Raw genomic sequence first — 11,393 nt, 5'->3', positions numbered from 1 at the left:
GATCCCCTAGAGCCGCGAGGCCGACGGTCACGCGGCCGGGGGCCGGCTTCCGCTCCGCCTCTTGCTGTGCGGCGGCTGTTCGAACGCCGCCGCATCGCGCGGAACGTTACCGTATCGCGATCAGATGACCACTTCGACGCCCTCACCGGGTGGCTTACCTGACACCCGTTCGGATTCGAGGGCCTGCTGGAGGATGATCACAGCGGCGGCCTGATCGATGACGGCCCGGCCCTTCTTGGCCTTCACGCCCGAGGCCCGCAGCCCCTGGGTGGCCGTCACCGTCGTCATCCGCTCGTCCACCAGACGGACCGGCACCGGCTTGATGCCCTTGGCGAGTTCCTGGGTGAACGCGCGGACCTTGGCGGCGGCCGGGCCCTCGCCCCCCTTGAGGGAGCGAGGGAGACCGACGACTACCTCGATCGGCTCATACTCCGCCACCAGTTGACGCAACCGGCGGTGGGCGGCGGGGATGTCCCGGCCGGGGACCGTCTCCACCGGTGTGGCGAGGATCCCATCGGGGTCGCACGAGGCGACCCCGATCCGGGCGTCCCCGACGTCGATCGAAAGCCGACGTCCTCTGCGCATTTCCGACCGTTTCCTTACTCGGATATCACTTGGCGGCCTCGGCCGCTGTCACTTGGCGGTCTCGGCGACAAGTCGCTCGACGGCCTCGGCGGCCTCGCCGACGGCAGCCGGGTTCTGACCGCCGCCCTGGGCCACGTCCGGCTTGCCGCCACCGCCGCCACCGAGGGTCTTGGCGGCCGTGCGCACCAGGTCACCGGCCTTCAGACCACGCTCACGGGCGGCCTCGTTGGTGGCGATGACCGTCAGCGGCTTGCCGTTGTTCACCGTGAACAGGGCGACCACGGCGGCCCGGCCGCCCTGGATGCGGCCGCGCACGTCGAGGACCAGCTTGCGCAGGTCGTCCGGCGTGGTGCCGTCCGGCACCTGCCCGGTGACCAGGGCGATGCCCCGCACGTCCTTGGCCGAGTCGGCGAGACCGCCGGCGGCCTGGAGCACCTTCTCCGCGCGGAACTTCTCGATCTCCTTCTCGGCGTCCTTCAGCTTGCCGAGCATCGCGGAGACCTTCTCCGGCAGTTCCTCGGAGCGGCCCTTGAGCAGTTCGGTCAGCTGGTTGACGACCGTGTGCTCACGGGCGAGGAAGTGGTAGGCGTCCACGCCGACCAGGGCCTCGATACGGCGCACACCGGAGCCGATGGAGGACTCGCCGAGCAGCTTCACCAGGCCCAGCTGGGCGGTGTTGTGCACATGGGTGCCGCCGCACAGCTCCTTGGAGAAGTCGCCGATGGTCACCACACGGACCCGCTCGCCGTACTTCTCGCCGAACTCGGCGATGGCGCCCTGCTTCTTGGCCTCGTCGATGCCCATGACCTCGGCGTGCACGTCGAGGTCGCGGGCGAGAACCTCGTTGATCTTCTGCTCGACGTCGGTCATCACGGCCGTCGGCACCGCGGACGGCGAGCCGAAGTCGAAGCGGAAACGGCCGGGCTGGTTCTCGGAACCGGCCTGGGCGGCCGTCGGGCCGAGGGCGTCGCGCAGGGCCTGGTGGGTGAGGTGGGTGGCCGAGTGGGCGCGGGCGATGGCCTTGCGGCGGCGGTTGTCGATGGCGGCGTGGGCCTTGGCACCGACCGTCACCTCGCCGACCTGGACGACGCCCTTGTGCACATAGACACCGGGAACCGGCTTCTGGCAGTCGCGGACCTCGATCACGGCACCGGAGTCGACCCTGATCCGGCCGGTGTCGCCGATCTGGCCGCCGCCCTCGGCGTAGAACGGGGTGCGGTCCAGGACGACCTCGACCTCGTCGCCCTCGGAGGCGGCCGGGGAGGAGACGCCGTCGACCAGCAGGCCCACGATGGTGGACTCGCCCTCGGTGTCGCTGTAGCCGATGAAGTCGGTGGCACCGGCGCTGTCGGCGATCTCCCGGTAGGCACCGAGGTCGGCGTGGCCGGTCTTCTTGGCCTGGGCGTCGGCCTTGGCGCGCTCCCGCTGCTCCTTCATCAGGCGGCGGAAGCCCTCCTCGTCCACGGACAGGCCCTGCTCGGCGGCCATCTCCAGGGTGAGGTCGATCGGGAAGCCCCAGGTGTCGTGGAGCAGGAAGGCCTTCTCACCGGACAGGACGCGGCCACCGGACTGCTTGGTCTCGGTGACGGCGGTGTCCAGGATGTTGGTGCCGGCCTTCAGCGTCTTCAGGAAGGCGTTCTCCTCGGCGAGGGCGACCTTCTCGATGCGCTCGCGGTCGGTGATCAGCTCCGGGTACTGCTGGCCCATCATGGCGATCACGGTGTCGATCAGGTCCTTGACGACCGGACCCGTGGCGCCCAGGAGCCGCATGTTGCGGATGGCGCGGCGCATGATGCGGCGCAGCACGTAGCCGCGGCCCTCGTTGCCCGGAGTGACGCCGTCGCCGATGAGCATCACGGAGGTGCGCATGTGGTCGGTGACCACGCGCAGGGAGACGTCCGAGTCGTGGGCGTCGCCGTAGCGGACGCCGGTCAGCTCGGTGGCCTTCTCGATGACGGCCATCGAGGTGTCGATCTCGTACATGTTCTGCACGCCCTGCAGGATCATGGCGAGACGTTCGAGGCCGAGGCCGGTGTCGATGTTCTTGCTGGGCAGGTCGCCGAGGATCTCGAAGTCGTCCTTGCCGGTGCCCTCGCCCCGCTCGTACTGCATGAAGACGAGGTTCCAGATCTCCACGTACCGCTCGTCGTTGACGGCCGGGCCGCCCTCGGCGCCGAACTCGGGGCCGCGGTCGTAGTTGATCTCGGAGCAGGGTCCGCAGGGGCCGGGGACGCCCATGGACCAGAAGTTGTCCTTCTTGCCCAGGCGCTGGATGCGCTCCTTGGGCACGCCGACGACCTCGTGCCAGATCTGCTCGGCCTCGTCGTCGTCCTGGTAGACGGTGATCCACAGGCGCTCGGGGTCGAGGCCGTAACCGCCCTTGTCCCGGTCGCTGGTGAGCAGCTCCCAGGCGTACTTGATGGCGCCTTCCTTGAAGTAGTCGCCGAAGGAGAAGTTGCCGCACATCTGGAAGAACGTGCCGTGGCGGGTGGTCTTGCCGACCTCTTCGATGTCGGGGGTGCGCACGCACTTCTGCACGCTGGTGGCGCGCTGGAAGGGCGGCTTGACCTCACCCAGGAAGTAGGGCTTGAAGGGCACCATGCCGGCGGGGACGAGGAGCAGAGTCGGGTCGTCCGCGATGAGCGACGCCGAAGGGACGACGGTGTGCCCGCGCTCCTCGAAGAAGCTCAGCCAGCGGCGGCGAATCTCGGCCGACTCCATCAGTGGTCCTCATTCCGGTCGTACGAGTGCATCGGGGATTCGATGTACTTCGGGTTGGTGCGGTTGGTGTTCGGGGCGTACTCGATGGCGGTGAGCCGCCGGGGGGCCGGGAGCGCGTCGCCCTGGATGCCGAGGGCCTCCTGGAGCTCGTCCTCCCGCTGGGCCATGTTGTCGCGGACGTCGAGCGCGAAGCCGACCGCGCGGTCCTTCAGGCGCTGCCCGGTCTCCAGGGCCCTGTTGGCCGCGGTGGCGGCCAGGCTCTCGGGAGTCAGCTGCCTCAGCTTGCGGTTGACCTTGGTGGTGGCCCAGACGCCGGCGGCGACACCGGTGGTGAACCAGAAGGTACGGCGGAACATGGCTCGCTCTCAGTCCCTCTTCCCGCGGAGGTTGCGCTTGCGTCGTGCGGCGGGGACCGTGCGGCCCACGATCACGGTACGCCGGTCCGATGTAGCGGGCACGTCCCCCTCCTTGCGGCCGCCGAGCGCCCTGCGGACGCCGTAGCCGAAGGCCGCGACCTTGACCAGCGGGCCGCCGAAGGTGGAGGCGACGGTGGTGGACAGGGCGGAGGCGTTGGAGGTGACCTCCTGGACGTCGCTCGCGATCGCGTCGACCCGGTCGATCTGGGTCTGCGCGGAGCGCACCGCCTGGGAGGCGTCCGCGAGCAGCGGGACGGCCTGGTCGGTCACGTCCGCCACGAGCTTGGTGGTCGCCTTGAGCGTCTGGGCCACCCTCGCGAGAGCCACCGCGAGGAAGGAGACCAGGATCGCCCAGAAGACGGCCACCAGGATTCCGGCCACCTCGCCACCGGACACTGTGCGCACCCGCTCCCTGAAACGTGCCTGAGCATCGGAAAAGTCGTGCCCCGAGCCTATCGCGCCGGGGCGGACGCTCCGTACCGGATTACCGGCGGGAACGGTGGAGTCACGGGAAGCGATTGTACGGACTGAACACGGTTCAGTACGCTCCGTGTCCCATGCGAGGTCCTCAGTGCCCAGAACCTTTCGCCGATGGCGAGCCACCCCTTGAACTGACCGGATTCGTCGGACGGACGGCGCAGGCGGCGGCTCTCGCCGCGGCGCTGCGCTCGGCCCGCCTGGTGACGGTGACCGGGGCCGGCGGAGTGGGCAAGTCCCGGCTGGCTGCGCGCGTCGTCGCCGGCTGGGACACGGCGCACGGCTGGGTGGAGCTGGCGTCCGTGCACGACGGGGAGTTCGTGGAGTACGCGGTGGCCGAGGCCCTCGGGCTGACCGATCACACCACCCGGCCGCCGCGCGAGACGCTGCCGGAGCAACTGGCCGCGCGCCCGGTGCTGCTGGTCCTCGACGGGTTCGAGCATCTGGTGGCGGCCACCGCCGAGCTGGTCGCGCAACTGCTGCGCGGACTGCCGGAGTTGCGGGTGCTGGCGGTGGGCCGGCGCCCGCTGGGCCTCGCGGGCGAGCGGCTGTTCCCGCTGGCGCCGCTCGGCGCGGACGAGGCGGTCGAGCTGCTCGTCGAGCGGGCCGGGGAGCAGGGGATCACGGTGGCCGACGGCCCCGAGGTGCGCGAGCTGTGCCGCCGGCTGGACGGCATCCCGCTGGCGCTGGAGCTGGCGGCGGCGCGGCTGCGGGCCTTGTCCCCCGCGCAGTTGCTGGACCGCCTCGACGACCGGTTCCGGCTGCTGACCGGCGGCGGGCGCGGCGCGCCGCCCCGGCACCAGACGCTGCGCACGGCGATCGGCTGGAGCCATGAACTGTGCACCGGCCCCGAGCGGCTGCTGTGGGCGCGGCTGACGGTGTTCGCGGGGAGCTTCGACCTGGAGGCGGTCGAATACGTGTGCAGCGGGGACGGGCTGCCCGAGGCGGACATCCTGGACGTGCTCTCGGAGCTGCTGGCCCAGTCGGTGATCGCCCGCGAGGAGACCGAGGCGGGGGTGCGCTACCGGATGCTGGACACCGTGCGGGCCTACGGCGCCGGCTGGCTGGAGGCGACCGGGGACGCGGCGCGGCTGCGGCGGCGGCACCGGGACTGGTACCTGGGCCTGGCGACCTGGTGCGAGCTGGAGTGGTTCTCGCCCCGGCAGCGGGAGGTGGCCGCGCGGGTGGCGGTGGAGCTGCCCAGCCTGCGGGCCGCGCTGGAGTTCTGCCTCACCGAGCCCGCGGGGGCGCATCTGGGGCAGTACCTGGCGGGGTCGCTGTGGTTCTGCTGGGTGGGCTGCGGGCGACTGGCGGAGGGGCGGCGCTGGCTGGAGCGGAGCGTGGCGCTGGAGTCGGGTTACGAGCGGTCCCGGCTGAAGGCGCTGTGGGTGCTCGGCTATGTGGCGGTGCTCCAGGGCGACAGCGGGCCGGCGCTCCGGGTGCTGCGCGGGTGCCGGGAGCGGGCGCGGCGGTCGGGGGAGGCGCTGGCGCTGGCGTACGCGGAGCACCGCACCGGATGTCTGGCGCTGGTCACGGACGATCTGCCGCGTGCAGAAACGCTGCTGCGCTCGGCGCTGACGCGCTACCGGGAGCTCGGCGAGCTGAACAGCAATGTGCTGATGGGGCGCGTCGAGCTGGCGATGGCGCGCGCCTTCCAGGGGGACCTGCCGGAGGCCGTCGGACTGTGCGAGGACGTGCGCCGGGTCTGCGAGGAGCGCGGGGAGCGCTGGGCGCGGTCGTACGCGCTGTACGTCCTGGCGTACGCGGCCTGCCGGGAGGACGCCCCGGAGCGGGCGCGGGAGCTGCTGGCCGAGTGCCTGCGCCACGCCCACGCCTTCGACGATCTGCTCGGCTCGGTCCTGGCCCTGGAACTGCTCGCGCTGGTGACGGCGACCGAGGGCGAGCACGCCGAGGCGGCCGTCCTCCAGGGCGCCGCCGCCCGGCTGTGGCCCTCGGTGGGGCTGCCCCTGTTCGGTTCGGCGCACTACAACGCGCCGCACGCGCAGTGCGAGTCGGCCGCCCGCGGCGCGCTGGGCGATGCCCGTTACGAGGAGTGCGTACGGCGCGGGGGGCGCCTGGACCGGGAGGCGGCGGTGCGCCGGGCGCTGGGCGGGCCGGGGGTCCGGGCCGCGGCCGCGGTGCCGGCGCCACGCGGGGCGGGGCGGCGGGCCGCTGTGCGGGCAGGCGGGGGCCACGAGGCGGGAAAGGGCAGGTAGGTCCGGCAGGTCCGGCGGGAGGGGTGCGCGGCGCGGCCTGGACGCGGCGCGCGCCCGGAAAACGCGGACCCGCCGCCCCCTGCCCTCGCGGGCGGGAGACGGCGGGCCGGAGTGCGGTGCTGCGCCGGGGCTGGGGTCAGCGGGCGTAGTACTCGACGACGAGCTGCTCGTCGCAGATCACCGGGATCTCCTTGCGGTTCGGCTCGCGGTCCAGGCGGAACGCCAGGGCCTTGAGGTTCACCTGGAGGTAGCGCGGGGTCTCGCCGTCCGCGGCGAAGCCACCCTCACGGGCGATCTGGAACAGCGTCTTGTCCTTGGAGCGGTCGCGGACCTGCACGACGTCGTCCGGACGGACACGGAAGGACGGCTTGTCGACCTTCTGGCCGTTGACCTGGATGTGGCCGTGGACGACCATCTGGCGGGCCTGGTAGATCGTGCGGGCGAGGCCCGAACGCAGGACCAGCGCGTCGAGGCGGCGCTCCAGCTCGATGATCAGGGCCTCACCGGTCTTGCCCTGAACCTTGGAGGCACGCTCGTAGGCGCGGACGAGCTGGCGCTCGGACACGTCGTACTGCGCGCGCAGGCGCTGCTTCTCCAGCAGACGGACCTTGTAGTCCGAGTTCTGCTTGCGGCCGCGGCCGTGCTCGCCCGGCGGGTAGGGGCGGGCCTCGAAGTACTTGACGGCCTTCGGGGTCAGCGCGATACCGAGGGCACGCGACTTCTTGACCTTGGGGCGGGACTGGTTCGCCACTGTCTCAATCTCGTTTCGTAGTGTTCGGCTTGCCAGATGTTTCGGGAGGTCGCATCCGCAGCCGGGAAGACCCGCCGGTCCGCTGGGGACCCGCTGGGCAGCCGCTTCCCTGGTCTGGGCACATACGTGCAGCACGCGAGTGGCCCACCGACCGCTCCGGGGGTCCGGGTGGTGGTGGGCTGCCCGCGACACCGTTCGACGGTGCGCGACGCTCCTGGAGTCCGTCCCGGAGGACGGGGTCTCCGGCCCGCTGTCCCGCTCTGACGGCACGGGACTGGGCACTTCGCAGCAGTCTACAGGCTGCTCAGGACCGTCTGCGACCGAGGTGCTTGCGGGTCCAGTCGACCGCGTCCGCGTAGCGCGCCTCGGCGCCGTGCCGGGTCGGCGCGTAGTACTCGCGGTCCTTGATCGCGTCCGGGGCGTACTGCTGCTCGGCGATGCCCTCGGGCAGGTCGTGCGGGTACACATAGCCCTGCGCGTGGCCGAGTTTGGCGGCGCCCTTGTAGTGGCCGTCGCGCAGATGCGGCGGGACGGCGCCGGCCAGGCCCTTGCGGACGTCGGCCAGGGCGGCGCCTATCGCGGTCGTCGCGGAGTTGGACTTGGGGGCCAGCGCGAGGGCGATGGTGGCGTGGCTGAGGGTGAGGGCCGCCTCGGGGAAGCCGATCATGGCGACGGCCTGGGCGGCGGCGACCGCGATGGGCAGCGCGTTCGGGTCGGCCAGGCCGATGTCCTCGCTGGCGGAGATCATCAGCCGCCGGGCGATGAACCGGGGGTCCTCGCCGGCCTCGATCATGCGGGCGAGGTAGTGGAGGGCGGCGTCCACGTCGGAGCCGCGGATGGACTTGATGAGGGCGCTGGCGACGTCGTAGTGCTGGTCGCCGTCGCGGTCGTACTTCACCGCCGCCCGGTCCACGGTCTGCTCCAGGGTGGCCAGGGAGATCTCGCTCTCGCCTTGGTCGAGGGCGGCCCCGGCGGCGGCCTCCAGGGCGGTCAGGGCGCGCCGGGCGTCGCCGCCCGCGATGCGCAGCAGGTGCTCCTCGGTGTCCTCGGGGAGGGTGACCGCGCCCTTCAGGCCGCGCTCGGCGGTCAGGGCGCGGCGGAGCAGGCCGCGGATGTCGTCGTCGGTGAGGGGTTCGAGGGTGAGCAGCAGGGAGCGGGACAGCAGCGGGGAGATCACCGAGAAGTAGGGGTTCTCGGTGGTGGCCGCGATCAGGGTCACCCAGCGGTTCTCGACCGCGGGGAGCAGGGAGTCCTGCTGGGCCTTGCTGAAGCGGTGGATCTCGTCCAGGAAGAGGACGGTCTCGGTGCCGAAGCCGCCGGTGGCGCGGCGGGCGCCGTCGATGACCGCGCGCACCTCCTTGACGCCCGCGGTGATCGCGGAGAGTTCCACGAAGCGCTTGTTGGTGGCCTTGGAGACCACGTACGCAAGGGTGGTCTTGCCGGTGCCGGGAGGGCCCCACAGGATCACAGAGGACGGTCCGGCGGGACCGCCGGAGCCCTCGCCGACCAGGCGGCGCAGCGGCGAGCCGGGCTTGAGCAGGTGCTGCTGGCCCACGACCTCGTCGAGGGTGCGCGGGCGCATGCGCACCGCCAGGGGACTGGCCGCCGGGTCCTTCTCCTGGCGTTCTTCGGCTGCGGCGGTGAAGAGGTCGGGTTCCACGCTGAAACCCTAAGACACGGCACTGACAATGCGGCCCGACCCCTTGCCGGGACCGGGCCGAAGGCAGGGGTGCGGGCGGGTCAGGCCCAGAGGGCGCTGCCCCAGCGGGTCAGGATCAGCATGGCGATGATGCCGCAGTGGGTGACCGGCAGCACCCAGGTGAACTCGCCGAAGAAGGACCGCAGCCAGCGCGGGGCGGGCAGGAAGGCGTTGCGGACGTTGAACGAGGTGACGTACCAGAACATGGTGATCGTGGCGACCCAGGCCAGCGAGCACCACAGGCACAGGGCGTTGATCCGGTACAGGGACTGGAACTGGAGCCAGGTGACGAAGCAGACGCCGAAGAGGGTGCCGAAGTTGAAGGTCAGCCAGTACCAGCGCGGGAAGCGGGCGTGGGCCAGCAGGCTCATGCCGACACAGATCACGATGCCGTAGCAGACGAGTCCGAGCATCGGGTTGGGGAAGCCGAAGGCGGCGGCCTGCTTGCTCTCCATCACGCTGCCGCAGGAGACCACCGGGTTCATGCTGCAACCGGGGGTGTAGCTCTTGCCCGCGACCTTGTATTCGAGGATCTTGAACTTGTCGAGCGTGATCACCCAGGCGGCCAGCAGTCCGGCCGCGCCGGTGATGACCAGAAGCAGGGCGAAGGCGCGGCTGCCGCCCACCGTGCGGCCGTCGGCGGCGCGGTCGGGGCCGGACACCGCGGAGACGTCGTTGACTGTCGTCTTGCTCATCACGCCGATTCCGTCACTTGAGAGTTGGACCATCTTCGGGCACCGGCCATTGTGCCGCACCCCCGTATGTGTCCACCGTTCGATGGACATAAGAAAGTCCGCCCGGCGATCACGGACCGCACGGTTTTGGCCGGAACATCAAGGCCATGACAGCACACGCGAACGAATTCGCGGTGAACGTACGGGGCCGCGCGAGCGGTGCGGGGGCGTGAGCACGGCGGGCGGCCTGGACCTCGGCCTCCGGCACGACATCCGGCGCGGCGAGGTGTTCGGCCTGCTCGGACCCGATGGCGCGGGCAAGGGCACCGCGGTGGGGGTCCTCCAGGGCAACCGGCCACGGGGCGCGGGCGAGGCCCCCGGTGCCCGGCGCGGCCCCGGCGACCGGCGGCCCCGCCGGGCGGTCACGGGCCGGAATCGTCCGGCAGGACGAATCGGCACCCGCCGAGTTGACGGCCGCCGAGACCAGCGCGCCCGTGACCTCCGCCGTCCGGTCCGCCGATGTCCGCGGGACCAATGAGCGGGGCGCTGGAGAAGACCCCAGCGCCCCGCTCACCGACTGTCGGCGGCTAGCCGAGCCGCGACTCCAGTTCCGCCACGATCTCGTTGACGCCGATCGCGGTCTGCTCGCCGGACTCCATGTCCTTGAGCTGGACGACGCCCTCGGCGAGGTCGCGCTCGCCGGCGACGAGGGTGTAGCGCGCGCCCGAGCGGTTGGCGTTCTTCATCGCGCCCTTGAGCCCCTTGCCGCCGAACGCGAAGTCCGCCGCGATGCCCACCTTGCGCAACTCGGTGACCTTGGCGAACAGGAGGCGGCGGGCCTCCTCGCCGAGCGGGACGGCGTACACCGAGGTGGTGGACGGGAGGTCCAGCCGCACGCCCTCGGCCTCCAGCGCGAGGACCGTGCGGTCGACGCCGAGGGCCCAGCCGACGGAGGGCAGCGCGGGGCCGCCGATCATCTCGGACAGGCCGTCGTACCGGCCGCCGCCGCCCACCGCGGACTGCGAGCCGAGGCCGTCGTGCACGAACTCGAAGGTGGTGCGGGTGTAGTAGTCCAGGCCGCGGACCAGCTTCGGGTCGTCCTCGAAGGCCACGCCCGCCGCCGTGATCAGCTCGCGCACCTCCTCGTGGTACGCCTTGCAGGCGTCGCACAGGTAGTCGCGCAGCAGCGGGGCGCCGGTGAGCTGCTTCTGGACCGACTCGCGCTTGTCGTCCAGGACGCGCAGCGGGTTGATCTCGGCGCGCCGCAGCGTGTCCTCGTCGAGGTCGAGGCCGCGCAGGAAGTCCTGGAGCGCGGTCCGGTACACCGGCCTGCACTCCTTGTCGCCCAGGCTGTTGAGCAGGATGCGGAAATCGCGCAGGCCCAGCGAGCGGTACGCCTGGTCGGCCAGGATGATCAGCTCGGCGTCCAGCGCCGGGTCCTCCGCGCCGATCGCCTCGGCGCCGACCTGGGAGAAGTGGCGGTAACGGCCCTTCTGCGGGCGCTCGTAGCGGTAGTACGAGCCGGAGTACCAGAGCTTGACCGGGAGGTTGCCGGTCTTGTGCAGGTTGGCCTCCAGGGCCGCGCGCAGCACGGAGGCCGTGCCCTCGGGGCGCAGGGCGAGCTTGTCGCCGCCCTTGGTCTCGAAGGCGTACATCTCCTTGGTGACGATGTCGGTGGACTCGCCCACACCGCGCGCGAACAGCTCGACGTTCTCGAAGCCGGGGGTCTCGATGTAGCCGTAGCCGGAGCTGCGCAGTGGGGCGGCGATCGCCTCGCGGACCGCCAGGTACGTCGCGGAGTCCGGCGGGATCAGGTCGTAGGTGCCCTTGGGGGCCTGGAAGGTGCTCACGGAA

General features: G+C 71.5%; 9 protein-coding genes. 1 reads left to right on the top strand and 8 read right to left on the bottom strand.

Features of this window, described 5'->3' with window-relative positions; all coding sequences use genetic code 11:
• Positions 1-120: 120 nt before the first annotated feature.
• From ruvX to ACZ7EC_RS25530, 4 genes are read right to left on the bottom strand one after another with little or no spacing between them, the layout of a single operon-like run.
• Positions 121-585 carry a Holliday junction resolvase RuvX gene (gene ruvX / locus ACZ7EC_RS25545; protein ID WP_471066025.1) on the bottom strand — a complete coding sequence of 155 codons (465 nt, stop codon included), beginning with the start codon at positions 583-585 and terminating at the stop codon, positions 121-123.
• A gap of 48 nt (positions 586-633) precedes the next feature.
• On the bottom strand, positions 634-3,306 hold the full coding sequence (alaS, locus tag ACZ7EC_RS25540; RefSeq protein ID WP_471066023.1) for an alanine--tRNA ligase: 2,673 nt from the start codon (positions 3,304-3,306) through the stop codon (positions 634-636).
• Positions 3,306-3,662: a hypothetical protein gene (locus ACZ7EC_RS25535; RefSeq protein ID WP_471066021.1), complete on the bottom strand. Its 357-nt coding sequence runs from the start codon at positions 3,660-3,662 to the stop codon at positions 3,306-3,308. The genes alaS and ACZ7EC_RS25535 overlap by 1 nt, the downstream gene beginning before the upstream one ends.
• Positions 3,663-3,671: 9 nt before the next feature.
• Positions 3,672-4,118, bottom strand: coding sequence for a DUF948 domain-containing protein (locus ACZ7EC_RS25530; RefSeq protein WP_471066203.1), 447 nt, complete (start codon positions 4,116-4,118; stop codon positions 3,672-3,674).
• Between the two features lie 161 nt (positions 4,119-4,279).
• Between ACZ7EC_RS25530 and ACZ7EC_RS25525 the strand changes: the two genes are divergently transcribed.
• Entirely contained in the window at positions 4,280-6,415 is a 2,136-nt protein-coding gene (locus ACZ7EC_RS25525; protein ID WP_471066019.1) for an ATP-binding protein, read from the top strand.
• A gap of 136 nt (positions 6,416-6,551) precedes the next feature.
• On the opposite strand, the gene rpsD is transcribed toward ACZ7EC_RS25525, so the two are convergent.
• The 4 genes from rpsD to hisS all read right to left on the bottom strand — a co-directional run bounded on the left by rpsD (position 6,552) and on the right by hisS (position 11,389).
• Positions 6,552-7,166: a 30S ribosomal protein S4 gene (rpsD, locus tag ACZ7EC_RS25520; RefSeq protein WP_366668402.1), complete on the bottom strand. Its 615-nt coding sequence runs from the start codon at positions 7,164-7,166 to the stop codon at positions 6,552-6,554.
• 304 nt (positions 7,167-7,470) lie between these two features.
• Positions 7,471-8,826, bottom strand: a complete 1,356-nt coding sequence (locus tag ACZ7EC_RS25515) for a replication-associated recombination protein A (protein ID WP_471066016.1) — start codon at positions 8,824-8,826, stop codon at positions 7,471-7,473.
• 80 nt (positions 8,827-8,906) lie between these two features.
• Positions 8,907-9,560 (bottom strand): vitamin K epoxide reductase family protein, encoded by a 654-nt coding sequence (locus tag ACZ7EC_RS25510; RefSeq protein WP_471066015.1) that lies wholly within the window; start codon positions 9,558-9,560, stop codon positions 8,907-8,909.
• A 566-nt stretch (positions 9,561-10,126) separates the two neighbouring features.
• Positions 10,127-11,389, bottom strand: a complete 1,263-nt coding sequence (gene hisS, locus ACZ7EC_RS25505) for a histidine--tRNA ligase (RefSeq protein WP_471066013.1) — start codon at positions 11,387-11,389, stop codon at positions 10,127-10,129.
• Positions 11,390-11,393: the final 4 nt, after the last annotated feature.

Source organism: Streptomyces sp. NPDC037203 (assembly GCF_055605065.1).
This window is presented reverse-complemented; position numbering and strand designations above follow the sequence as displayed.